Source organism: Brevibacillus halotolerans (genome assembly GCF_026891775.1).
Lineage (GTDB): Bacteria > Bacillota > Bacilli > Brevibacillales > Brevibacillaceae > Brevibacillus_B > Brevibacillus_B halotolerans.
Genome location: NZ_JAPTNK010000019.1, coordinates 1 through 25,130, shown reverse-complemented (window position 1 = coordinate 25,130; position 25,130 = coordinate 1). Strand labels below are relative to the sequence as shown.

General features: G+C 42.3%; 19 protein-coding genes, 3 tRNA genes and 1 riboswitch. Of the genes, 4 read left to right on the top strand and 18 right to left on the bottom strand.

All coding sequences use genetic code 11. The annotated features are described in order from the left end of the window. Positions 1-2: 2 nt before the first annotated feature. From O0550_RS19705 to O0550_RS19670, 8 genes are all read right to left on the bottom strand, one after another. On the bottom strand, positions 3-1,223 hold the full coding sequence (locus O0550_RS19705; protein ID WP_035318653.1) for an efflux RND transporter periplasmic adaptor subunit: 1,221 nt from the start codon (positions 1,221-1,223) through the stop codon (positions 3-5). Between the two features lie 10 nt (positions 1,224-1,233). Then, a complete protein-coding gene (locus O0550_RS19700) occupies positions 1,234-1,893 on the bottom strand; it encodes an HlyD family secretion protein (protein ID WP_003334752.1) in 660 nt (219 codons plus the stop codon). Next, positions 1,890-2,327, bottom strand: coding sequence for a MarR family winged helix-turn-helix transcriptional regulator (locus tag O0550_RS19695; protein ID WP_003334751.1), 438 nt, complete (start codon positions 2,325-2,327; stop codon positions 1,890-1,892). Before O0550_RS19695 ends, O0550_RS19700 begins: the two co-directional genes overlap by 4 nt. 188 nt (positions 2,328-2,515) lie before the next feature. After that, positions 2,516-3,274 (bottom strand): hypothetical protein, encoded by a 759-nt coding sequence (locus O0550_RS19690; RefSeq protein ID WP_003334750.1) that lies wholly within the window; start codon positions 3,272-3,274, stop codon positions 2,516-2,518. A 147-nt stretch (positions 3,275-3,421) separates the two neighbouring features. Further along, the gene (locus tag O0550_RS19685; protein WP_258427112.1) at positions 3,422-4,882 is read right to left on the bottom strand and encodes a DEAD/DEAH box helicase; all 1,461 of its coding nucleotides are present in this window, start codon (positions 4,880-4,882) and stop codon (positions 3,422-3,424) included. 153 nt (positions 4,883-5,035) lie between these two features. Then, positions 5,036-6,487 carry a dipeptidase PepV gene (gene pepV / locus O0550_RS19680; protein WP_258427111.1) on the bottom strand — a complete coding sequence of 484 codons (1,452 nt, stop codon included), beginning with the start codon at positions 6,485-6,487 and terminating at the stop codon, positions 5,036-5,038. Next, on the bottom strand, positions 6,474-7,223 hold the full coding sequence (locus tag O0550_RS19675) for a GTP pyrophosphokinase (RefSeq protein ID WP_258427110.1): 750 nt from the start codon (positions 7,221-7,223) through the stop codon (positions 6,474-6,476). Before O0550_RS19675 ends, pepV begins: the two co-directional genes overlap by 14 nt. Positions 7,224-7,412: 189 nt before the next feature. Then, positions 7,413-7,901, bottom strand: a complete 489-nt coding sequence (locus O0550_RS19670) for an N-acetyltransferase (RefSeq protein ID WP_003334746.1) — start codon at positions 7,899-7,901, stop codon at positions 7,413-7,415. 168 nt (positions 7,902-8,069) lie between these two features. On the opposite strand from O0550_RS19670, the gene O0550_RS19665 reads away from it, so the two are divergent. The 4 genes from O0550_RS19665 (at position 8,070) to O0550_RS19650 (ending at position 14,146) form a co-directional block, all read left to right on the top strand. After that, positions 8,070-8,675 carry a TetR/AcrR family transcriptional regulator gene (locus O0550_RS19665; RefSeq protein WP_003334745.1) on the top strand — a complete coding sequence of 202 codons (606 nt, stop codon included), beginning with the start codon at positions 8,070-8,072 and terminating at the stop codon, positions 8,673-8,675. Positions 8,676-8,880: 205 nt separating this feature from the next. Then, a riboswitch (purine riboswitch) is annotated at positions 8,881-8,982 on the top strand. Positions 8,983-9,137: 155 nt separating this feature from the next. Beyond that, on the top strand, positions 9,138-10,898 hold the full coding sequence (gene ade / locus O0550_RS19660) for an adenine deaminase (protein ID WP_258427109.1): 1,761 nt from the start codon (positions 9,138-9,140) through the stop codon (positions 10,896-10,898). A 492-nt stretch (positions 10,899-11,390) separates the two neighbouring features. Next, a complete protein-coding gene (locus O0550_RS19655; protein WP_096887639.1) occupies positions 11,391-13,883 on the top strand; it encodes a U32 family peptidase in 2,493 nt (830 codons plus the stop codon). A 32-nt stretch (positions 13,884-13,915) separates the two neighbouring features. Beyond that, positions 13,916-14,146 carry a DUF1128 domain-containing protein gene (locus O0550_RS19650; protein ID WP_003334740.1) on the top strand — a complete coding sequence of 77 codons (231 nt, stop codon included), beginning with the start codon at positions 13,916-13,918 and terminating at the stop codon, positions 14,144-14,146. Between the two features lie 84 nt (positions 14,147-14,230). Here O0550_RS19650 and O0550_RS19645 read toward each other — a convergent pair whose 3' ends face one another. From O0550_RS19645 to O0550_RS19600, 10 genes are all read right to left on the bottom strand, one after another. Beyond that, complete coding sequence (locus O0550_RS19645; protein WP_258427108.1) at positions 14,231-16,354, bottom strand: S9 family peptidase; 2,124 nt, start codon at positions 16,352-16,354, stop codon at positions 14,231-14,233. Positions 16,355-16,469: 115 nt separating this feature from the next. Next, positions 16,470-18,092: a citramalate synthase gene (gene cimA / locus O0550_RS19640; RefSeq protein WP_258427107.1), complete on the bottom strand. Its 1,623-nt coding sequence runs from the start codon at positions 18,090-18,092 to the stop codon at positions 16,470-16,472. Positions 18,093-18,326: 234 nt separating this feature from the next. After that, complete coding sequence (locus tag O0550_RS19635) at positions 18,327-19,166, bottom strand: alpha/beta hydrolase (protein ID WP_258427106.1); 840 nt, start codon at positions 19,164-19,166, stop codon at positions 18,327-18,329. A gap of 55 nt (positions 19,167-19,221) precedes the next feature. Continuing rightward, entirely contained in the window at positions 19,222-20,421 is a 1,200-nt protein-coding gene (locus O0550_RS19630) for a M20 metallopeptidase family protein (RefSeq protein WP_003342378.1), read from the bottom strand. 130 nt (positions 20,422-20,551) lie between these two features. Continuing rightward, a complete protein-coding gene (locus O0550_RS19625) occupies positions 20,552-20,755 on the bottom strand; it encodes a cold shock domain-containing protein (RefSeq protein WP_003334734.1) in 204 nt (67 codons plus the stop codon). Positions 20,756-20,925: 170 nt separating this feature from the next. Then, positions 20,926-22,908 (bottom strand): dynamin family protein, encoded by a 1,983-nt coding sequence (locus tag O0550_RS19620; protein ID WP_258427105.1) that lies wholly within the window; start codon positions 22,906-22,908, stop codon positions 20,926-20,928. An 11-nt stretch (positions 22,909-22,919) separates the two neighbouring features. Next, on the bottom strand, positions 22,920-24,581 hold the full coding sequence (locus O0550_RS19615) for a dynamin family protein (protein WP_258427104.1): 1,662 nt from the start codon (positions 24,579-24,581) through the stop codon (positions 22,920-22,922). Positions 24,582-24,743: 162 nt separating this feature from the next. After that, positions 24,744-24,826 (bottom strand) — tRNA-Leu (locus O0550_RS19610). A gap of 9 nt (positions 24,827-24,835) precedes the next feature. Then, positions 24,836-24,912 (bottom strand) — tRNA-Pro (locus O0550_RS19605). A gap of 9 nt (positions 24,913-24,921) precedes the next feature. Beyond that, positions 24,922-24,998 (bottom strand) — tRNA-Arg (locus O0550_RS19600). Positions 24,999-25,130 lie beyond the last annotated feature (132 nt).

Genomic DNA, 25,130 nt, shown 5'->3' with positions numbered 1-25,130 from the left:
TCCTAGTTTATTTGGACCTGACTACCATCATGTAGATCTTTAGCTGGTTGTGTAACAATCTGATCGTTAGCAGTCACACCTGATTTTGCATATAACCAATCAGAATTTTTCTCTGTTACTTCAACAGGAGTCATGTGAACGGTATTTCCATCTACTTTATAAACAAATTTTTTACCATCCTGATCGATGACAGAGCTTTTCGGAATCTCTACTCCTGTAGCTACTTGAGCATCTGTGCCAAAATAGACCTCAGCAATCATTCCAGCTAATAACGAACCGTCATTTTTCACTCTGATTTTAACAGGGAAAGTCGTACTGTTTGCATCAGATACAGGGCTGATAAAATCAATGGTTCCTACCATTTTCTTATCCTTATTTACTACAACCTGTACCGTCTGTCCCTTTTTCAAAGGATTTACTTGTTCTTGAGGAACACTCGCTTTTATCACTACTGTATCCATGTTGACGATGGTCATTAGCGGGATACTAGGCGCCGCCATTTCCCCCGGCTCGATATTGCGAATCGCAATCATTCCATCGATTGGCGATGTGATCGTTGCGTTAGATAATGTTGTCTTCGCTAAATCCAAACCTGCTTTTTGACGCGTTACATCCGCTTGCAGAGCTGTTATAGAATTGGAGGTTGCACCTGCTTTGGCTAAATCAAGCTGTGCTTTGGTTTGCTCATATCCTGATTTAGCTTGTTCTAATGCAAGCGATGCTTTATCTAATTCAGCTTGAGGCACAGCCCCTGTATCAAATAAAGCCTTCATGCGATCATAGGTTTTTTGAGCGACATCCCATCCCACTTTTGCTTGCTGTAAGGCGCTGTTTAGCCGCTCCAAATCCTGTTGACGTGCACCTGCCTTGGTATCATTTAATTTTGCTTGAGAGGCTACAATGCCAGCTTCAGCTTGTCGTACTTGTTGTACTAGCTCAGCGTTTTCAAGAGTTGCTAACACCGTTCCCTTTTTGACACGATCGCCCTCTTTTACGTTGACATTTGCTACTCGACCGGACAATTTGGAAACCACCTGAACCTGTTGATCGGGTACAATTTTGCCTGATGCCATCAAGCCAGAAGAATTCGTAGTAGATACAACTTTCATCGTTTGTACAATGGGAGCATTTGTTGTTTCATTGTCGCTATTGTTGCTACAGCCACCGAGCAACAAAGCCATTATGGCAAAAGTACCTGCTATCCCTTTTTGTCTTTTATTCATACTCTTCACCCTAATTCCCTTTCAAATGAATTTTAATCACAGCACTCATACCTGGTAAAATGCGGCTGTTTTGTTTATCGTTAATAGAAATTTTAATTGGTATTCGCTGTGTTACTTTTGTGAAGTTACCACTTGTGCTAGTTGCAGGCAACAAAGAGAACGTAGAGGCTGTCGCTGTTCCCAATTCGGAAACCTGTCCTCTAAATGTCTGACCTTTAAATGAATCTAAGGTGAATTCAACAGATTGCCCTACATGAATCCGACCTAAGTCTGTCTCTTCAATGTTAGCTGACACGTAGAGCTTGTTCATATCCACAATCGTTGCAACGGACTGACCAGGAGCTACCACTTCTCCACTTTTAGCCGTTACCTTTAACACTGTACCGGTAATCGGAGCACGCAAAGTAGCATTATCTAACATGTTGCCAGCGATATTTGTTGTATCCTGTTGACCCACAATTTGCTCTGCTATAACGCTTTGACCATCTGACAGGTCTAGCGAAGTTAATTTGCCAGATATCCGTGGCATTACACGATACGTATCACCCGCAACACGAGCATCTTCCGTAGTTATGTAATGGGTACCTTGGTACCAATAGTAATAACCGATTCCTCCACCTGCTACAACCATAAGCAGTAGTATGGTGGATAGAATAAATTTCTTTTTCATGTTCTCTCCTCAATCCTCTTCTCAAATTGTCTAATGAGCAGTTGTAGGGCATCGACGATTTTGTCTATCTCTTCTTCCGATAGGTCTTTTATGAGTTCTGTAAAATATTCCTTTTGCATCACCGGGATGGAATTAGCCATCTCCTCGAATTTGTTTGTGATGTGAATCCAGACTACGCGCCGATCAGCAGTATCCCGCACACGTTCGATGTACCCCTCCCTCTCTAAGCGATCGACTATCCCGGAAACTGTACTGCAAGAGAGATAGAGGTCCTTACTTAATTGGCCAATCGTCATAGGTCCATCCTTAATCTTGCGCATCACACTAATCTGAGGCATCGTAATTCCTACTTCGCTAAGCTCCTGTGTAATCATCATTCCAATGATTTTATTAAGTTGTCTTACCCCATCACGTATGATCAGCCCTTTAGGCACCTCATATCACCTCTTACATATATTCGCGATCGCTACTATTATTTCGCACTCAAAAATTTCGTACACGAAATAATATAGGGGAGAGAAAAAATTTATGCAAGAAATTTTTTAATAAAAATGCACTTTTCCTATCTGCAAAATAAAAAGACCCGAAAAATGGACCGTATGTTCATGGCCCATTCTTCGGGTTATAGCACTCTTTCTCTTGCTAGATATTTACGTGATTCTGAAATACCGGGGTGCTGTTTTACAATGATTAAAATATTTTCGATGAATAGATAATGCCCTTCCAGAAACTCCAAATCTCTTCGTTGGAACGAATCAACTTGTAAATACTGTTGCATCTCAAGCGTGTATTTTTCGAGCTTGTGTGCAAATTGATTGGCATTAAGCATCTGTTCTACTTCTGGGAATTCCGTTTTGAGCCTACGTATCTCTTCATATAATTTCGTGGCTTCACTGATTAGTTGATAGGCAGTTCGTTCTAAAGCAGCTACCGATGTTTGTTCTTCCTCACGCCGTGCTTGAAGCAAAGCAGACAGGTACGTAATAAAATGATAGATTGTTAAAAATAGAGGACCTAAAAAAAGAATGATCCCTGCTTTATATACATGCTGATTGGTTATATTGGTTACTAGTACAAACAAATGGTACAAAATAGCTCCCAACCACACATAGATAATCACTTGATGGTTAACCCCACCAGCTTCACCTTGTTTTGAAAAAACAAAGGTTAAGCCCAGCAGATAAAAAGCAAGTAATGTAAAGCTGGCGCTAAACAAAATCATTTCCATTTCTAACAGCCACGTTGCTTCAGCAGGTATGGTAACAAAAAATTCAACGGTTAAGACTATTAAGCTAAAGATGAAGCCCATAATCCAAAATCGGCTCACATCTCGATCAGCTCGGCGGCGCATTCGATGTCTTTCTGATCGGGAGTTTTTCATGCTTTTCACCTCACTCTACACCCGATACATTTCGCCATATTTCGTCAAAATCCTTTTCTGTAACAGAAAGAAGCCCTAGTCCCGTTACATAAATAGGAAAAGAGCTTCTCCGTTGCGTTATTTTACTTTGTCCAAGCGAAAAGACGCTTATTTGCCAAAGCGTTTACCAGGTCTGCTTGGTGCTTGTCCCGGACGACCAGCCGCTGACTGTCCTCCTGAACGAGGTTTTGCTTTACCTTTATTTGCTTTAGCAGTTTTCTTTGCTTCTTCACGCTTTTGACTACGGTCGTATTGTGTTTTCCACTCTTCCATTTCTTGCTTCAGCTTACGCTTATAACCAGGCTTTACCTTTTTATTTTTCACAAGAGCATTTTTAAGTGGAGCTTCTTTTTCTGCTTTTGCAATTTGCTGCTGTTTCTTCTTCTCGGTTTTGAGCTCAGTATAATGCTGCTCACGCTCTGCTGCACGTGCTTTGCGCCCTGCATCCAAGTGACGAGTATGCGTAAGTAATTTTTCTTCGATATCCGCCTTTGTTGCAGAACCAAAGCGAGCCATGACGCTTTTTTGGCGTGGAGTCACAAAAGAAATAGAATTTCCAAGCTGATTAGCGCGTCCCGTACGTCCAACACGGTGAATATAGCTTTCTACATCGCTTGGGATATCGTAGTTAAATACATGAGTAACCCCTTCGACATCAAGTCCGCGAGCCGCAATATCGGTAGCTACAAGGAACTGGAATTTCATATTCCGAAAATCCTTCATCAAGGTTTCGCGTTTCTTTTGAGACAAATCACCGTATAACGCCTTGGCATCATAGCCAGCCTCTTGTAAACGTGTTGTTAAGATCTTTACACGCTGTTGTGTGTTAGCAAAAATAATACCTAGGAATGGCTTAGTGACCTCAATGAGATCAAGAAGCGCATCGATTTTATCTGTTTGATTGATTACATAGTATTCTTGTGTGATATTAGCAACCGTTTTTTGCTTTGATTCAATTTTAATATGCGGCGGTTGCTTCATAAAACGTTGTCCCAGCTTCTTTACCATATCAGGCATAGTCGCCGAGAATAGCAATACCTGTCGGCTGCTTGGTGTGGAAACAATAATCTTTTCCACATCCTCTAAAAAGCCCATCTCTAGCATCTTGTCAGCCTCATCCAATACCAATGTATGAATGCGGCCAAAATGTAGTGTTTCACGACGCATATGATCAAGTACGCGTCCTGGAGTTCCTACTACGATATGAACAGTCCCTTTTAGCTTATTCATTTGACGTTCAATATCTGTACCGCCATGCAAGGATAACACACTCACATTCAGGTGTTTCCCCAGCTTCTCAATTTCACTAGCAATCTGAATAGAAAGCTCACGGGTTGGAGTAAGGATCAATGTCTGAATATCCTTTTTTCCTTCCTGTAGCTTTTGGAGGATCGGCAATACAAACGCTGCTGTTTTCCCAGTACCCGTTTGCGCTTGTCCGATGACATCCTTACCTTCTAAAATCAATGGAATCGCTTCTTCTTGAATAGCTGTCGGCTCTTTATAAAACAGGTCGGAAATCCCCTGCATAATCTCCGGTCGCAAACCAAATTGTTCGAACTTAGCCATCTCTTCACTTCCTTCTTAACGAAAACCGTACTGTCTGATCCAGTCTGTTGCCATTCTCTTTTGGATCTACCAGCCTATTCGCTCATGTTTGTCCTAGAAGACACTTTCTCTATAGTAATATAAGTATTTCCTAAAAGACAAGAAAGATATGGCTTAGTCTTTGGCTAATTCAAAAATTGCCTGTGCGTAGATTGCTGTCGCCTTCAATAAATCTTCCACTAACAGGTATTCATCTCGTTGATGAGCTGTATCTTGTCTCCCAGGAAATAGTGGACCGAAAGCAACGCCAACATCTAGGGCACGCCCGTATGTTCCCCCACCGATTGCTAACAATTCAGCCTTTTCACCGGTCTGCTCCGTATAGACGCGCTGTAAAGTTGTTACTAAAGGATGAGCCGGGTCTACACGATGCGGTTTTTTATGAGTAATGATTTCCAACAGATAACCATGCCCAGCTGCGACTTGTTCAAGTCTTGGCTTCCATTGTTCAAACAAAATAGAATGCGGATAACGAATGTTCAGATCAAAACGTACGTCCTCATCCGCTATATAGTGAAAAATTCCAGGATTCAACGTGAGTGCTCCCATCTCCTGGTCTTCTGCTTTAATTCCAAATGCCTCGCCATCATGCTGCTGGAACAAATAACTGGCTATAAAATCAACGAATGCTCGTCCCCGTACGTCCAAATCACATTTTTGTAGAAAGTGTGCCAGATAAGCTCCTGCATTTACCCCTTTCGCTGGGTCCATTCCATGAACAGAAACTCCCTGTAAATGAAATGCTATCCCTTTCTCTGTTTGTGTGAAATGACCTCGACACTGTTCTTTTTCCAAATAAAGTTGGTAGGCTTCTATCCATGCCGCGGCTTGTTCAGGCGAGCAGGCTAGCTCCGCTTCCGCTGTCTCTGGCACCATGTTCACACGCATTCCGGCATGGAAGGAGAGAAGCTTCGCGGTTCCTTCCTGACTACTAGTCATCTGAGCCAAATTCGTCAATTGTGCAAAGCTTTTATTCGTTTGGCGTAAAACTAGATGAGTTAATCCTTTTTCAGCATAAATGAGCGGGAAGTCAGCATCAGGAGTAAAGCCCATTGTCGGCATTTCCTCAGATTCAAAATAACGTTTTACGCAATCCCAGCCCGATTCTTCATCCGTACCAAAAATCAGTCGAACCCGTTTTTGAAGAGGCAGCTCAAGCTCCTTAATTATTTTGGCAGCAAAAATAGCCGCCATAGCAGGTCCTTTATCATCCAAAGCTCCACGTGCGATTATTTTTCCCTCAATGATCTCTGCTGCAAACGGAGGAATCGTCCAGCCATCCCCTGGAGGGACTACGTCTACGTGGCTTAAAACGCCAATGCATTCGTCACCCTGTCCAAACTCAGCATGGCCAGCGTAGCCATCAATATTTTTGATAGTCATACCTGCATCCTCACATGTTTGCAAAGCGAATTGCAGCGCTGCCTGAACTCCCTTGCCAAATGGAGCCCCTTCCCCAGCCGTATCTGGGTCCAGCACGCTATCGATCTGCAAAAAACGCTGTGTCGCAGCAATTAACTCGTCTTGTCGTTTTTCCACTTCCAGCTGCCAATTAATTGTGTTCATTTTCTTCCTCCTTGTCCTCTTGTAGTTCGATTGGCTTCTCATCAAAATAGACCGATTCAGTGTCCACGTCTAAATCAAGCTCCACAATGCTTAGTAATGGGTCAATCGGGGACTCCTTTTTCCTAGTAAATTCAATCTGGGCCTCCTTAACCTCATCACGAATTTTATTCATCTCGTTATCTAGCGTATAGGAAGCTTTGGCTGATTCAACCAGACGCAGCTTGATATCCTCTGGAATAATTCCTTCGTATTTATACTGTAAGGAATGTTCAATTGTGGCCCAAAAATTCATGCCCAGCGTTCGAATTTGTATTTCAACAGGTATGGTTTTTTGTCCGTCTATGGTCATGATCGGATACTCCACTGCTAGATGATAGCCGCGGTATCCCGTCTCTTTAGGCTGTGTCACATAATCCTTTTCCAGAAAAATCTTCATATCCCTGCGCTCGCGTAGCATATCTACGACAAACGATATATCATCAATAAACTGACAAATAATTCTTAATCCGGCAATGTCTCGAATTTCCCATGCAATATTATCATTGATGGGAAAATATAGGCGAGTCGCTTTGTTATAAATGCTATTAATTGATTTGACTCGACCGGTAACAAATTCAATCGGCGAGTGAACTTTCCGTTTTTTAAATTCATTACGAATATTTTTTAATTTAACCTTTAGTTCCTCTACAGCTTGCTCATAAGGCATTAGATACAAGTCCCAATCCATTTTTTGCACGTTTTTCCCTCCGACTTGGATTCCTTGTCCTTATATTTATTCAACAGGTAATAAGGAATATCCTGCTTTTGAAAGCCCTTACACAATTATGTAAACACATTGCATTCTTCACGCATAAACTGAGAGTGAAAAAGCGAGAAAAAGCTGCCACCATTAGGTCTGGCACATTCTTCCCGCTTTGCTCCTCATTTATTCATATTCAGTTGGCTCTAATATGCGTACCATAGCAATTTCATCACACATCGGTAATTTGGAGCAATTGATGCAATCCTTCCATACCTTTTGCGGCAAGGCCTCTTTTTGAACAATCTGAAAGCCGCATTTGTGAAAAAACTCAACCTGATACGTAAGGGACAGGACTCGCCGAATTCCTAATTTTCTCGCTTCTTCTACCAAAGCCAGCACAAGCTTCTTCCCAATCCCCATTCCCTGCGCTCGTTCAGCCATCGCAAGCGAACGAATCTCCGCTAAATCCTCCCATAAAATATGCAGGCCACCCATACCCATTACACCTTTCCCATCATGTACGATGATATAAGATTGCAGATGCTCACAAATGGACAGCTTCGTACGGGGGAGCATTAAGCCTTTTGCGGCAAAATGATTAATAATTTCCAACATTTGATCTACATCGTTTATAGTTGCCTGGCGAATTACCAGTGTACCTGTCATACTCATGGTTATATTCCTCCACTCGTAACGTATAAAAATACATAATTTATAATAAATATACATTCAAACTCTGCCAACGTAAAGTGTTTTTTGTTGAAATAATCGCACAATTTTCTTGACGATTTCCTAGTGAGTCAGCAAGATTATGATATACTTCTACCAGGAGGTGTTAGCTTGATTACTCGCAGAGAGCGAAAAAAGCGTGAAACAAAGGAACGTATTTTTAATGCCGCTATTAAATTGTTTAAAGAATATGGTTTTGAAGCGACCACAATTGATATGATCTCCGAGGAAGCGGATGTGGCGCGAGGGACCATTTTTTTACATTTCACCTCAAAAGAAGCGATTCTTGCCAATTGGGGCTATGAACGCTTACAGGAAATTGAAGATAGGCGCGAAGAATGGGATTTTGGAGATAGTTGTAAACAACGCGTCCTACGCATTTATAAAATCCTAAACGAAGTAAATATACAGAACTATGATTTTCTAAAAGTATTGATTGAATCCTCTATGAAGCATCGTAAGGTTCTGGAATCAGAAAAGAAAAATATGTACTTTGAGCTAAGAGAATTATTTGCTGATTTGATTGAAGATGCCCAAGAAAAAGGGAGACTGAAAAGTAAAATTAATCCATTAATTGCGGCCAATATGCTGGAAAACATCTATTACAATGCCTTGTATGATTGGGTACGTAGCGATGGTGGCTGGCCTTTGGAAGAGATCATGGAGGAAAAGGTCTCGATTGTATTTGAAGGACTTGATGTATCTACCCAATCATAAGAATAGCGATTTCTAGTGAACCGGTTACCTGAAGCCTTTTGGTAGCCGGTTTGTTTATGTTATTGATTTCTGTATCAAATAGGAGTCCACCCCCTTCCAATAGCTCCCTTGCTTAACGAACCATAAATATATTGACTTATCTTTCTTGTGCTACTACAATACAAAACAATATCTATATTAAAAAGCCTCTCAAGAAATGCCTTTACAACATTAAACATGATAGCCACGTATAATCATAGGAATATGGCCTATAAGTCTCTACCGGGTTACCGTAAATAGCCTGACTACGCGGATGATACAATAAGACTGCGAATGATCTAGCGGTTTATTTTGTTATACCTATAACAAATTCCCTGCATCCTTCACGTCTTATCACGTGCTTCTGTGTTCATAGAGCCCCAGGTCGATTCCTGGGGTTTTTCTCGTTATGTAAAAACTTTAATTACTAGAGGAGCGATTCAAATGAACATTCAACCTTCTGCCTTACAAAAGCGTATCCAAGCAGCCTCCAAACACACGAAAGCTGATTTGGTTATTAAAAATGGCAAAATCATAAATGTCTTCACTGGAGAAATTGTCGAGGCAGATGTCGCCATTACAGATGGTATGATCATTGGAATCGGAGCCTATGAAGGTAAGGATGTCTGGGATGCTAAAGGTAAATATATCGCTCCAGGCTTCATAGACGGGCATGTTCACATTGAATCATCTATGGTAACACCTGCTCAATTTGCCGAAATTGTCCTCCCTCATGGAGTAACTACTGTAGTCTGCGATCCTCATGAGATTGCCAATGTATCAGGTGCCGCTGGTATTCAATACATGCTAGATTCATCAGAAGGGCTTGACCTTGATGTATATGTGATGCTCCCTTCATGTGTACCTGCTACTTCCTTTGAACACTCGGGTGCGAAGCTGTATGCCAAGGATCTTGCTTCCTTTTATCATCATCCCCGTGTGCTTGGCCTAGCTGAGGTCATGGACTATCCTGCTGTCATGAGCGGCAATGAAGATATGGTTCAAAAAATCGCTGATGCTAGACAACGTGGTAAAAAACTGGACGGACATCTCGCTGGACTTTCCAAAGATGCCATTAACGTATACATGACAGCGGGAATCCGCACAGATCATGAAGCGGTGTCCTTGCAAGATGCCAAGGAGCGTCTTCAATTAGGAATGTACCTACTCATTCGCGAGGGATCGGCTGCCAAAGACTTGAAGAATCTTATTTCGATCGTAAATGAACGTACAGCAGCACGTTGTCTGTTCTGTACTGACGATAAGCATTTAGATGATCTATTTAAAGAAGGCAGCATAGATTACAGCATACGTCTCGCTATTCAATGCGGTGTTGATCCAATTACGGCAATTCGCATGGCTACACTTACCGCTGCTGAATGCTACGGTCTTGCAGAAAAAGGCGCTGTTGCTCCCGGCTATATAGCCGATCTAGTTATCATGGACAATTTAGAACAAGTTCGTATCACCGATGTTTGGAAAAATGGTAAGCAGGTTGCTAAAAACGGTCGCTACGAAGGAAATATCACTTCTCCAGCAAATGTACCACCTACGATCACCAACAGCGTACGTATCAAACCGGTGACAAAACATGAGCTTCAACTACCTATTACTAGGAAGAAAGCACATATAATTGGTGTCATTCCTAATAGCATTGTAACCGAGCATCTGATTGAAGACGTAGACATTTCCAACGGATTTTTCCAGCCCTCCATCGACCGTGATCTGGCTAAAATGGCTGTAGTGGAGCGCCATCACCAAACAGGTCATATCGGAGTAGGAATTGTAAAGGGCTTTGGCTTACGCTCAGGTGCAATGGCTACTACGATTGCACATGATTCCCATAATATTATTACTGTCGGAACTAACGATGAGGACATGCTGATTGCAATTCAAACACTAGAAGAGATGCAGGGTGGGCTTGTCATTGTTGAAAACGGAAAGGTATTAGCTTCCCTCTCGCTAGAAATTGCTGGTCTAATGACAAGACGTCCAGCAGAACGTGTGATGGCAGAACTCCACCAGTTAGACCAAGCGCTACTTCGTATTGGAGCATCTCAGGAATTCTCTCAATTCCTGACGCTTTCCTTTCTAGCTCTCCCCGTCATCCCTGCATTGAAGCTGACTGACATGGGACTTTTTGATGTGAAGCAATTTTTACACATGAACGTATCTGCCGATGAACGTGAATTAGTGATGAAGTAAAAATAAGTAGGCTAAATAGATAAGGAACAATAGGTGTTTACGAACCGCCGTTGTTCCTTTTTTACTATCTACCATCAATACACTAAGTTTACCACAAATTACAAACAAAAAAGTGAATAAAATGTAAATTTATGTTATATTTTGCCGAATGAATGAGTAGAGATCATCATCACGCGCAGTAACAACGACCAATTTCTTCTTCAGCACATCTTTTTCTTGCGACTCATCCTATCTTCTCCTATGATGGAGGGTAGAGATTTTTTCTAGATTGCTAGATTTGTGCCTGTCTAAGCCTTATGAGAACATGGGAAAAATAAATCTAATCCCTATTGAAGAAACGATAATATCGCAGACTCAAAGACATTTGCCTTACGATCGAAAAGCAAATGTCTGTTTTTTACTACATGCTTTGTTTTGCTATTCTCAATTGCTCTTTTCGTATTTTTCATTCTATGAAAAAGAGCGTCATATTTGTTTGGAGGGTTACCATTCGTGAAGAATCAAATCAGACGAGAAGATATTGAATTGCTAGCACCGGCAGGTAATTGGGATTGCCTAAAAGCCGCTGTTGCCAACGGAGCAAATGCCATCTTTTTTGGTGTAGAGAAGTTTAATGCTCGCGCTCGTGCCGAAAACTTTCAAATGAAAGAACTGCCTGAGATTATGGCTTACCTGCATATGTACGGGGTGAAGGGCTTCCTTACCTTTAACATTCTTGTCTTTGAAAATGAATTAGAAGATGCAAAAGAGTTAATTGATGCCTGTATTGAAGCTGGTGTAGACGCAGTAATTGTACAGGATTTAGGCTTGGTCAAGCTAATCCGTGAAATCAGCCCCGACTTCCCTATTCACGGTTCTACCCAAATGACCATCACCTCTCCAGAAGCGGTCGAATTTACTAAACCATATAACATGGAACGAGTCGTATTAGGTCGTGAAAACTCATTAAAAGAAATCAGGAAAATCGGTGAAAAGGCAAAATTACCGATGGAAGTATTCGTTCATGGAGCCCTCTGTGTTTCCTATTCTGGTCAATGCCTTACCTCAGAAATGTGGGGCGGTCGCTCTGCCAACCGTGGTGAATGCGCACAGGCCTGTCGTCTGCCCTATGATTTAATGGTAGATGGAATCCAAAAAGAGATGGGTAATATCGCTTATTTACTCTCTCCAAAAGATTTGGCTGCGATTGATATCATGCCAGAATTAATTGAGGCAGGAGTCACTTCCTTTAAAATTGAAGGACGTTTAAAAACACCAGAATACGTAGCCAACGTAGTTAGCAAGTATCGAGCAGCTATTGATCGATATTTTGCTGGAGATAACGCTAAGCCAAGCAAGGAAGAAATTCGTGAGCTACAACAAAGCTTTTCCCGCGGATTTACTCATGGTTTTCTTGAGGGAACAAATAACCGCCTCTTATTAGACGGTAGCTTCCCGAAAAGCCGCGGTGTCTACCTTGGTACTGTAAAGAAGGTGCTAAAGCACGCTCTCTTAGTAGAAGTTACTTCTCCATTAAAACGTGGAGATGGTATCGTATTTGATGCAGGTGATCCGACTCAGAAAGAAGAAGGCGGTCGTGTTTACGATATTTTAGTGCATGGTGACAAAGTAGAAGGTCAGGTGCAGGAAGGTTTATATGAAATTGTCATGGGTCGAAACGATGTAAAGCTAGGTCGTATCCATGTAGGTGATCGTGTGTGGAAAACGAATGATCCTGAATTAAACAAGCAGCTGCGTAAAACCTTTGAAACCGAAAAGCCTTATACAACCTTCCCAGTAGCCCTGCATGTTTCTGGACGCGTAGGAGAGCCACTACAAACCGTGTGGATCGATGAGCAGGCTAATCATGCGGTAACGATTGCTTCTGCAATGCCTTTAGAGCAAGCGATGAAGCGACCAATGACCCATGCCTCCTTATATGATCAATTTAGCAGACTTGGAGGAACCTTGTTCCATCTGCCAGAGGATCGTCTCTCCTTAGACTTGGAGGGTGAGGTAATCATTCCTGTCAGTGAGTTGAATCGGATGCGTCGTGAAGCAAGCGAGCAACTGCTTTATCTTCGCCGTAAACCGCCTGTTTATCAAAAAAATCCAGTAGACGTGTATGCTAGTGTGGCCAAAAATAAACCAGTGGAAAATCCCCTACTAACTGTGCTTTGTCGTTCCTTGGAACAGATAGAAGCGGCTGCAAAAACCGATGTTGACTTTATTTATGCAGATTTCGAATTTGTAAAGCAATATCCGCAAGCAGTTAAACTAGCACATCAGTACGGAAAAAAAATTGGACTTGCTACTATGCGTATTCATATGCCGGATGAAAATGGCGTACTGGCTCTCATTGCAAAAAGTAAGCCGGATGCTATCCTAGTCCGTAACACAGGGGCATTGTACTACTATCTCTCACGCCGTGATGAAATAAAAATTCCGTTAATCGGTGACTTCTCTTTAAATATTGCTAATCATAAAGCTGTTGAATTATTCATGGGCTATGGTCTTGAGCGCGTCACACCATCCTATGACTTAAATATTCAACAGATGGTCGACATGCTTGAACATGCAGATGCCGCTCCGTTAGAATTAGTTATTCATCAGCATTTGCCAATGTTCCATACCGAGCATTGCATCTATTGTACATTCATGAGTGAAGGGACAGATCACACGAATTGTGGTACTCCTTGTGAAACATCACGTGCTTCCCTGCGAGATCGCGTAGGCTTCTCTCATCCAGTCCGTGTAGATACCGGTTGCCGTAATACGGTTTATAATGCGATTGACCAATCTGGTGCCGAATATTTGTCAGAATTTAAGCGATTAGGAGTAGGGGCATACCGCATAGAATTTTTAGAGGAAGAACCTTCTCGCGTACAAGAAGTGATTCACTTATATCGCAAAGCTCTACGCGGAGAGATTTCTGGCACAAAGGTTTGGAAGGCGTTAAAAGCAACCAATCAGCTTGGTGTAACACGCGGACAACTAACCAAATAGACAAAAAAGTTGAAAACAAAGGAGAGTAGATCATGGCCAATTTGCAAGAAGCAACGTTAGAAAACCTGACTGTTATTATCGAGGGAATTAAAAGCAAGCTAAACATGGCAAATACCCAAGTAATGCGCCCAGAGGATTTTAAAATGGATAGCTATGAGGACCTGTTATATCTATATAACATGGTGCAAAAGAAAACCAGCTTTAGCGTGAATGAAATGACCGCGATTGTTGAAGAGTTAGGTAGCATGCGTAAAACAGATTAGAATGCAGTAAACTAGTGCCGAAACGGCATGAGAACAAAAAGGACCACGTCCCCTAGAGATGTGGTCCTTTTCTGTTAGAAGCATTTAGACATATTCGTCAAACCATCCAGCAATCGCTTGTAGCCGGATAATTCTATGCCCAGGGTCACCGCTTCGCGACAATTCGTGTGTTGCATCTGGAAAACGCATAAGACGTACAGAAGCTTTATTATGCTGTTTAATAGCAGTAAAAAATTGTTCTGCCTGTTCAATGGGGCATCGATAATCACGTTCACCATGTAAAATGAGCAAGGGTGTTTCAACGTTTTGAGCGTAGCGTAACGGAGAATGCTGCCAGAGCCTATCTGGATCCGTAACCAAATCACCATGAATTTCCCATTTCGCAAAATAATAGCCTATGTCACTTACTCCAGCAAAGCTGATCCAGTTCGAAATAGAGCGCTGGGTCACCGCCGCTTTGAACCGTTTATTCTGTGTAACAATCCAATTCGTCATAAAACCACCGTAGCTCCCACCGGTTACTCCCATCCGCTGCTCATCTAAATAATCGTAATGGGTTACTACATAAGTAACCCCCTTCATCAGGTCTTGATAATCTTTTCCTCCATAGTCGCCACGAACTGCGTTGACAAACTTTTGACCGTATCCATGGCTCCCGCGTGGATTCGTGTACAAAATAGCATAACCCTTAGCCGCTAAAAAGTGCAGCTCGTGAAAAAATGTATAGCCGTACATTGTATGTGGTCCGCCATGAACTTGCAGGATCAGCGGATAGGTTTTACCTGTTTGATAAAAAGACGGCTTTAGTAGCCACCCCTGTAACTTCCATCCGTCTTCGGTTTGGTAGGTAATCATCTCAGGGCTGGATAGCTCCACTTCTTTTAACCATTGATTACTTGTTGTTAGCCGTTTGCTCTTTCCTTTTTTTATATCAATGAAAAACAAATCCCCAGGAGTCAATGGATCGCTTATTGCCACGACAGCCTTACCGCTCATAGGATGGAGAGTCCATCCATATACATGGTGCTCTCCACTTACAATCGGAATGTTCTCTCCCGTGACGGAGATATAATGAAAATTCACTCTACCTTGCTTTGAAACCGTGATATAGTTGCCCTGACCATCTGCACTCCAGACAGCACCTGGATGAACGTGCCTACTGCGCATATCTCCAACCATTGCATCTGAAAAATGTACATCCCACTTTTCTGTCAAACAGCACCGATTCCCTGTATCTACTTGAAAATGCCACACATGCATTAATTTTTCCTGTTCAAATTTCCGCTCGTAGCCTACACACGCGATCGTTTTGCCGTCTGGCGACCAGGTCGGATACATGAACGTTCCCGTTGAACCAGACAAATTACTCCAAGAGCCATCTTCTACTGAATGTAGCCATAAATCGCAGGTTGGATAAAATCGTTCACTTTTGCGCTCTATCACACAACATACTATCTGCTTGCCATCCGGTGACCAGGCGGCCATCGAATGGTCCTGCTCTTCAGTCGTGATTTGATGCAATTGACCACTGATTCGATCGCAAACTACAAGTTGACTGTACTTTCCATCCCAAAAACCAGCGTCATCAGATTTATAACGAATATAATCCACCTGTAAAACTGGCTTTCCATGTAACGCAGGTAACGGGCTGATTATGCAATCCTTCTGGTCAGGCTTGCTGTTGCTTTCTTTGTCTTTATCCGATGCCGATGATAAGACAGGTATATTTGTTGTTTTAGCATGCAAAGAGCTGCGTGGTGAATCCTCAGGAGCTGTCGTTTCCTGTTCCTGCGTTTCATGTAGCGTTTCATTTGGAGATAATCTTACTTGAACTAGCAGTTTTTCACTATTTGGTGACCAAACCGGCTTTGCTGCACCATGTCTGTTCGTTGTTAGCTGGCGAGCTTCTCCTCCCTTAACAGAAAGGAGCCAAACCTGTGTATCTCCAGAACGATCTGACTCAAATGCAAGCCAATTGCCATCTGGTGACCACCTGGGATGAGAATTCCGGTGGTTACCATACGTCCACTGCTGTTCCCAAGAGTCTACTAGAGAACGGATAAACAAGTTAGAAATATACTTTCCGCTAGAATCAATCGTTCTTTTTATGTATACGACTTTATTCCCATCAGGAGATATTTGCGGGTCCTCCAACCATTCAAAACGTAACAAATCTTCCGCAGTCATCTTTCGTTTTCTGGTCACCATAGTCATTCCCCCTCATGTCCATCTGTAGCTACACACCACACATGTACTTTCACGTATGTTACTAAAAAAAGACACGACTTACCTAAAAGCAATAGGTCGTGTCTTGGATGGATGTTTAATGATTAACAATGCCTACTCGTACCTCTTCCTGCTCTAGCTCCAGAGCCTCTGCCCCTTGTTTCCACAGTAGATATCGAATACTATCTGTAAGTGCCTCCCAGCTAGCCTCAATCACGTTCGTTGATACTCCCACTGTACTCCAGTTCTCCCCCTGATGAGTGGATTCAATTAGCACACGCACTTTAGCTGATGTCGCTTCACTCTCATCTAGTACACGTACCTTATAATCCTTTACATGCATGTGACTAAGAGTTGGGAAGTGCTGCTCTAATGCCTTTCGTAATGCATTGTCTAGCGCATTGACCGGCCCATTTCCTTCTGCTACCGTATGTACGGTTTGACCACTGATCTTACACTTCACCATCGCTTCAGAGACAATGGATTTATCCGGCTTTTTTTCCATAAATACTTTAAAGGATTCTAACTGGAATAGCTCAGATTCTTCCCCCGATTCCTGTAAGAGCATGAGGGTAAGAGAAGCTTCTGCGCCCTCGTATTGGTAACCAGCATACTCTTTATCCTTCAGACGCTGTACCACTTCTTTTGACACTGATTTTTCTCCATGAAAATGTAATTGTAATTCTTCTGCCTTTGCTACTAAATTACTCTGTCCGGATAGCTCCGAAACAAGAATTCGTCTGCGATTCCCGATAACTTCCGGTTCAATATGCTCATAAGTAGCTGTGTTTTTCATAACGGCACTCACATGGATGCCGCCTTTGTGAGCAAAAGCACTATTACCTACAAATGGTTGATTAACTGCCAACGTAATGTTAGCTATTTCAGCAACATAGCGAGAAAGACTGGTTAGCTGCTTTAAACGATCATCAGATACACAATGATAGCCTAATTTCACCTGTAGATTGGCAATAGCAGAAACTAAGTTTACATTTCCACATCGTTCACCAATCCCATTTATCGTTCCTTGAACCTGCTCTGCACCAGCTTGAACCGCTGCAATCACATTGGCCACAGCCAACTCACAATCGTTGTGAGGATGAATGCCAATCGGTTTCCTACAGGCTTCCTTTATCTGGATAACAATCTCTTTCATTTCGTGAGGAAGCGTACCGCCATTCGTATCACATAAAACGATCCAGTCTGCACCAGCTTTTTCTGCTGCTTGTAATACATCCAATGCATATAGAGGATTCGCTTTGTATCCATCAAAAAAATGCTCTGCTAAAAACATGACTTCAAGCCCATTTTCATGTAAATATTTTACGGAATCATAAATCATACGCCGATTTTCGGCTAGCGTAGTTTTTAGTGCGTCAGATACATGTAAATCCCAAGCTTTTCCGAAAATGGAAGCTACAGATACACCACTTTCCAGAATTGCGCGTAAATTATCATCCTGAGAAGCTTGAAGATTAGGTCGACAGGTGCTGCCAAAGGCTGTTAATCTCGAATGCTCTAGCCCTATCTCTTTCATTCTTTTGAAAAAAGCCATATCCTTAGGATTGCTCCCCGGCCAACCGCCTTCAATATAATCGACTCCAAACTGATCTAGACGTACAGCGATTTTAACCTTATCCTCCACAGATAGACTGATGCCCTCTCCCTGGGTACCGTCCCGTAAGGTTGTATCGTACAGATAGATTTTTTTTCCCTTCATTCTGATCCCTCTCCATCATCCGTCTTTTTATTTTGATTTTTTAGAAAAATCATTCTCCAATCCAAGCCCTCTATTTTGCCTATCAGTATATCATAAGCAAAAGAGCGAAAAAAAGGCATTTATCGGAAAAACAATCGACATTTGAATGAATCGAGCAAGATTTTTAAAAATGAAAGGGAATGGCAGGGGAAATCGAAAACAATACATGTAACGCTGACTTCCCCCACTACTTCATTACGGTTGAGTATTTTGTAGGACAAATTGGGCAGTAACTTCAATCGCCTCTTCCAATTCCGCACTCGTTCCCATAAACGGATGTCTTGTATTCATTACATGGTCCGCTTCGCCAATCCAGTGCAACATGGCTTGCGGATAGGCTTCTTTCAATCGTTTAGCGCCTTGTACCAGGCGGCCAAAATCCTTCTCACCTTGTACAATCAAGAGAGGTTTATCAAGCTGGGACACTTTTTTCACCAAATCATAAGCCTCTGCATTTTGATCGACATCCTCAATCACCTCAGGCGTAATTGGCATTTTTTGTCCAGTTCGCCCGTTTATCATATAAGCTATGCCGTTCTCCTTTACTTCTTGACGTACATTTTCATCAAATAAATTGACGTTGGCTATGCCGTTCCAGGTAATAATTCCCTTGATAGCTGGATGATCCGCTCCAAATAAAACAGAATCACCGCCGCCCTTGCTATGCCCCATTACAAAAATGTGTTCAGTATCAAAATGCTCTGCCAAAGGTAGCTCACGGTCTAATATCGCCCTCATGAGTACATGCAAATCAGCGAGCTCACGTGCATACGTATTGATTCCGAATTTTTCTAGCTCATCGAATTCAGTCAGGCTCGCCCCAACTCCATTTGCTGAAAAATTAAAGCGGATGACTGTCATATTTTTTGCGGCTAGGGTATCTGCTACATAAGGGAAGCTACCCCAATCCTTAAAGCCTTTAAATCCGTGGCAAAAAATCAGGACAGGCTGTTTCTCTCCTGGACCCGCTGTAGTATGCACATCTCCGCGTATCACAAAAGAATCTTCAAGAGGCAACACAAAAGCTTGTTGCATAATAAATTCCCCCCACCATTTTGTTATAGATCAATATTCTTTCATCCTAGCCCAATTATGCCTGATGATTATGTAAAAAAGCTAATGCTGCCCGCCCCAATACTTCAGCGGCAACTAGCATGGCTCTCTCATCAATATCAAAACGTGGATGATGGTGAGGATAACAAGCACCAATCTCTTCATTCCTTGCTCCAATAAAAACGAAAGCCCCTGGAGCCTTTTGTAAATAGTATGAAAAATCCTCTCCGCCCATGGTCGGCTTTAACGGGATAAGTCCCTCTTCCCCAACCGCTGATATAGCCGCTTGACGTACCATTTCTGCTTCCGCTACTGTGTTGATAACGGCAGGATAGCCTCTGTCATAATCTAAAACAGCGGTTCCTCCCATCATAGTAGCTGTACCTTCCACGATTTCTTTTAATCGCCGTTCACTCAAATCACGGATTTCTGGCAAGAACGTACGTAGAGTTCCAGTCATTTTGCAAGAGTCAGCGATCACATTAAAGTTATCTCCAGCGTTGAAGGTTCCAATCGTCACAACAACACTCTCCAATGGGTCCACATTACGGCTAGCAATCGTTTGAATGTTATTGACAATCTGTGAGCCGATTACTATAGAATCCACTGTTTGATGTGGAATGGCACCATGCCCACCCCTGCCCTGAATTTTAATAGTAAAATCATCAGCATTAGCCATTACTGGACCTGGTGCAATCCCTACACTGCCATATGGAAAATCAGCCCAGAGATGCGCTCCAAATACTGCATCTACTCCGTCCATAGCTCCATCCTGCACCATATAGGTTGCTCCACCTGGGTTCTCTTCCTCAGCAAATTGAAACAAGAATACGATAGTACCAGGAATCTCTTCACGATGCTGTGCTAAAACACTAGCAAGCCCTAATAAGCCTGCCGTATGACCATCATGCCCACATGCATGCATGACACCTGGAATCTTGGATTTATATTCGACATCTTTTTGATCCTGAATTGGCAATGCATCAAAATCAGCGCGAATCGCAACCGTTTTTCCTGGCTTTCCTCCAATCAGAGCTCCCACGACACCACGGCCGCCCACTTTTTCACGTACTTGGTCTAGGCCCATTTCTCGTAAGATGCTGGCAATCATCGCAGGTGTGTTCTCTTCCTTAAATGACAGCTCAGGGTATTGATGGAAGTGACGGCGCCACTCCACCATTTGAGTAAAGCATTCCTTCAAATATGCACCTAAGGGCATTCCAACTTGACTGGTCATAGCAATTACTCCTCTTTTGTCTCTTTTTTCTGATGATAACAAACCAATGAGCAATACGAAAGTCTTATCAAAAAGTAAAACGACCACTTAAGCCCCGAAAGGCAAAAGTAGTCGTGATTTATGTGTAACATTATGGATTCACTTTTTCAACGTTGGCTGCTTGTGGACCACGCTGCCCCTCCACAATATCAAATGTTACTTGTTCACCCTGCTCCAGATTACGGAGCCCTGTACCATTAATGCCGGTATAGTGAACGAAAATATCCGTACCGTCTTCCCTTTCAATAAACCCATACCCTTTTTCCTTGTTAAACCATTTTACTTTTCCTTGCATTCAAAAATGCCTCCCTTACCATCAATCAGTAAAGCAACAAATGCTTTCTTGGCATGTTATGCAGGGATCTTCCCAAATGCTTGCGGGAAAGTAGGAAAATTTCATCTGTCTTTCTAAGAAACAGTATTCTTTTTAGCTTGTTCTTATAAGCCTTTGTAAGAACAAGCCAACTAGCTTACAGACTCTGTTGAAATGCTAAGAAGCTCTGCCTGTACAGCTTGAAGCTTGGCTATATCAATATTACTATCTAGCGCTGCCAGCAAACCGTTCACGTATTCATCCACTTGCTCTTCCACTTTGGCCTGCTCCTTTTGCCACATATCCGCTACCGCTTTTGTGAACACGCCCTCTAAAATCTGGTTTCCCCAAGCAAGCTGCTGATCTATTGGTTCCTGCAATAATTTTTCTATGATTTCTCGCATTTTGGTTTTGCCTTCCCCTTCAAAGAAATCACGTGGGTTTTTAAAAGCTTGTAAGGCAGGTTGAAAGTATTGAGTGGATATTTCTTTCAGTTGCTCAGGTACTGCTGGTGTTTCAATCTGTTGTTGGGTATACGGAGCAAGTAACAAGCTGTGAAAGGTTTCCTTCACATCGTGCTGCCAAGCCTGTACGCGTTTATTTCCTTCCTTATGCAATACCTTTTCTAATCGTAGAGAGGTAGCTCGCATCTCTTGTGCTAAATCATACCCAATCGAACGCAGCAAATCATCCAAGCATGCTTGAGCCGTTTTCTTCAGATTACGACCATCGTCTTTTAAGACCGAGGGATTAAATGCTTGACTAAATAACTCCGACAACCGTAAAAATAGTCGTTGCTTCACATAATATAAAAGTTCAACTCGCTCCTGTTCCATAAAACGAGTAACTGAGCTTATTTGAGCTGCCTGCACGCGTTGGATTACAGTCGCTCTTTCCTCTTCAAGATGTGCGCGTCTCTCTTCTCTGACTGTCTCTCCTTGTTGCGACAGGTCTAGAAACTCTGCTAAGATCGTGCGAGCGCGGTTAATCTCACCCTCTGCTGCGGCTACAGCCATATGAGCTAGACCTTCTATTGTAAAGTGTAAGAAATCCTGTTCAAATTTATCCAAGCCTGATAATTTCAATCCTTCATGAAAATCAGGCAGTGGTTCACTTTCGTTAACGCTGACACGCTGTCGATAAATTTTCTCAGAAGAGGAGGTGAGCTTCCCGTTTTTATGCAGGTGTGCAAGCAATGCTGTCTGGCTCGATACCGGATAAATTCGCGGATGTCGAATGCCACAGGATAACAGGTTTTTCTCCACATGTGTAAGAACGTCTTGTAATTCATCATCATTTTGTGCTAAATCAGCCGCGTTGACAATAAAGAACATTTTATCCAACTCAAACGTATCCTTTACACGACCCATTTGTAGTAAAAATTCTCGATCAGCTTGGGCAAACGCATGATTATAATAAGTCACAAATAAAATTACATCTGCATTTTTTAAATATTCAAAAGCCACTCCTGTGTGTCTGGCATTGATAGAATCAGCTCCTGGTGTGTCTACTAATACCATTCCCTGCTCCGTCAGCGGACACGTGTAATACAGCTCAATATAATCGGCAAAGCATGCTTTTTCCTCTTTAGCAACAAACTTTTTAAACTCTTTTTCATCTACCAAAAGCTCCTGACCGAGATGCTTTTCAATCTCTGGCAGCCCTTTTATTACTGCCTTTAAAAAGGTGTAATGAGGCTTGGCATTTGGAGCGATGTCTGATATGTCAATGGAAGACACCGCCTCACATCCACTAGTCAAGTCATGCGCCTGCTTACCAAACACCTCTAACGAGCGTAGAACATCCTGCTCGATCGATTCATGTGATTTTAGTACAACACGTACAGTTCCATGTGGATATTCATCGGTTGGTGGCATTATTTTATTAATGGCTGCCGTAGTAGGGTTAGGAGAGACGGGCAGGACCATATCTCCCATTAATGCATTTGCAAAAGATGATTTTCCCGCACTAAACGCACCGAATAAAGCAACAGTAAATCGATTTTCCTCCATACGCTGCGCACGCTCTGTCATTGCTTGGGCTTGTTGCTTTAACCCAGTAATCTGATTGATTAACTCGCTTGCGTGACGTAGCTTGCCTGCACTTGTACGTAACATCTGTTTTACTTGATTCATAATGGTCTCCTTTATATGTCTCCTGCTAACAACGATGTTAGTTTTTGTTTTGTGTTCGTTTCCTGATCGAGATAAGTCTTCTGCTGCTTAAACGCTTGTTCTAATTTTCTTAATTCAACCAGACGTTCTTTTACCTTGTTTTCTTCAGTGATCGCTTGTTCAGCCAATTTTGAATTTAATTGATCTATGAATGATAGGCCTTGTTTTCGATACTTTGCTTTAATGCTATCAGAAATATCCTGACAATAATTCATGACATACTCACTAGTTCCTGCTCCTTCTTTGACTAGAGAAGCAAGCCACTCGGCGGTAAGCTCGATCTGATTAGCGTGAACAGCTTTATTGTAAGCCTCATCACGAATGTTATAACGATCAGCAAAGGCTAACAGTAGTTGTTTATAGTGGAAGTCGAGATTACCGGCTACTTTTTCTGTTACGTCATTCAGCAACGTTTGTAGCCTTGCTTGTCGCTCTTCTTCCGTCTTTTTAGCTGTAAACAAGAACCCTACCTTAAAGCCCGGCTTGCGCGTTTCTACGTAAGCTTCAGCGGCCTGATTTGTACTATAGTAGGTTAAGCGAGCGTTTTGCAATAAGCTTGTAAGCTCCTTTTCCATTTCGTTATAGGCTTGTTGGTTATTTTGCTGTAAGTGAGACCATTCTTTTTCAGTCAAAGCTAGTAATTGCATCAGGCTCTCTTCATTTGTTACATCGTATCCTTTTTCCTGTAGAGCTGATAAGCCATTATCTATTTGCTCCATTACTTCTTCAAGCTGGGTCTGGTTAGCACGGCGTAAAAAGCGAATATGCTCCTCAATCAAGGCAAGAGACGCATGTAGGATACTGTCTGCTAGCAATTCTGTACGGTGGTGATATAAGCTAATCAATTTTTCACGGAATTCCTCATATTGATTTTCTGGATGCTCTGGTTCAGCTAGAGTGGTATAGAAGATCCCGTTTGGTTTGATATTCCAAGTGGCAAATGCCTCTTCTACACTCTCCTTGTAATCATCAAAATCCAATTCAAAATCAACGTGCTTATCAATCATATTAATGACAAGATAGACAGGCTTCTTACGATCTGTAAGCATTTTGGTAAAATTAAAGTTTTCTTCTGCCTGCACATGGTTGTAATCCATCATATATATCACTGCATCTGCCAAGTGCAAAGCAGATTCTGTCGCTACTTTATGTGCGGCATCTGTGGAATCTATTCCCGGTGTATCCAATAAGCTTGATTTCTCATCAAGAAACAGTCCTGGATAGCATATTTCTACCCATTCTACTTGGTCACCATCTACAGCAAACTTTTTTAATTCCTCCAAGTTCGTTTGTGGATCGAAATGAAGAACTCCGCTCTGACGCGTATATACATTAGCAGCAGGCTGTCCACCACGAATCTTTACTACATTTGCACTTGTTGGAATTGGATTCGAAGGTAATAGCTCCTGTCCAAGTATGGTGTTAATCATTGTAGATTTTCCAGCAGAGAAGTGTCCACAAAAAGCAATGCTCATCTCTTCAGCATTTCCTTTTGTCACAAGCTGTTCTATTTTAAGTGCTTGCGACTCATCACCATGTTGGCGCATGAGCAGTGCCACATGACCTAGCTGCTCCACTCGTTGTTGTAGTGCTTTCTTATTTTTTTGTTTCATCTCTTCTGTATATCCAATCACGTGTAATCACTCCATCTTAATGACTCTACCATGACCGAATGTACCATACTACTACCTCAGGTTCAATCTATATGTGCGAATATTTTCATAAGTATACAGTTGGCATAAAAGGAAAAAACCCCGAGACAGATGATAACATCGTCTCGAGGCTTTGATTATGTATGGTGCCGGTAGAGGGACTTGAACCCCCACGGTTTCCCTCACGATTTTGAGTCGCGCGCGTCTGCCAATTCCGCCATACCGGCATATTTAAATGGTCGGGAAGACAGGATTCGAACCTGCGACACCTTGGTCCCAAACCAAGTACTCTACCAAGCTGAGCTACTTCCCGTTATAATGATGGCGTGCCCTGAGAGATTCGAACTCCCGACCTTTTGATTCGTAGTCAAACGCTCTATCCAGCTGAGCTAAGGGCACAAAAAGAAAGAATTGTTCTTTCAAAACTAGATAATGAAGTCAGCATAAAGGCAATGTGGATAAGTCCTCGACCGATTAGTATTCGTCAGCTCCATGCATTACTGCACTTCCACACCGAACCTATCAACCTCA

Excerpts from the sequence above, each read along its gene's own strand:
- O0550_RS19705 (WP_035318653.1), bottom strand. The coding sequence starts at position 1,223 with ATGAATAAAAGACAAAAAGGGATAGCAGGTACTTTTGCCATAATGGCT.
- O0550_RS19700 (WP_003334752.1), bottom strand. The coding sequence starts at position 1,893 with ATGAAAAAGAAATTTATTCTATCCACCATACTACTGCTTATGGTTGTA.
- O0550_RS19690 (WP_003334750.1), bottom strand. The coding sequence starts at position 3,274 with ATGAAAAACTCCCGATCAGAAAGACATCGAATGCGCCGCCGAGCTGAT.
- O0550_RS19685 (WP_258427112.1), bottom strand. The coding sequence starts at position 4,882 with ATGGCTAAGTTCGAACAATTTGGTTTGCGACCGGAGATTATGCAGGGG.
- pepV (WP_258427111.1), bottom strand. The coding sequence starts at position 6,487 with ATGAACACAATTAATTGGCAGCTGGAAGTGGAAAAACGACAAGACGAG.
- O0550_RS19670 (WP_003334746.1), bottom strand. The coding sequence starts at position 7,901 with ATGAGTATGACAGGTACACTGGTAATTCGCCAGGCAACTATAAACGAT.
- ade (WP_258427109.1), top strand. The coding sequence starts at position 9,138 with ATGAACATTCAACCTTCTGCCTTACAAAAGCGTATCCAAGCAGCCTCC.
- O0550_RS19650 (WP_003334740.1), top strand. The coding sequence starts at position 13,916 with ATGGCCAATTTGCAAGAAGCAACGTTAGAAAACCTGACTGTTATTATC.
- O0550_RS19645 (WP_258427108.1), bottom strand. The coding sequence starts at position 16,354 with ATGGTGACCAGAAAACGAAAGATGACTGCGGAAGATTTGTTACGTTTT.
- cimA (WP_258427107.1), bottom strand. The coding sequence starts at position 18,092 with ATGAAGGGAAAAAAAATCTATCTGTACGATACAACCTTACGGGACGGT.
- O0550_RS19635 (WP_258427106.1), bottom strand. The coding sequence starts at position 19,166 with ATGCAACAAGCTTTTGTGTTGCCTCTTGAAGATTCTTTTGTGATACGC.
- O0550_RS19630 (WP_003342378.1), bottom strand. The coding sequence starts at position 20,421 with ATGACCAGTCAAGTTGGAATGCCCTTAGGTGCATATTTGAAGGAATGC.
- O0550_RS19625 (WP_003334734.1), bottom strand. The coding sequence starts at position 20,755 with ATGCAAGGAAAAGTAAAATGGTTTAACAAGGAAAAAGGGTATGGGTTT.
- O0550_RS19620 (WP_258427105.1), bottom strand. The coding sequence starts at position 22,908 with ATGAATCAAGTAAAACAGATGTTACGTACAAGTGCAGGCAAGCTACGT.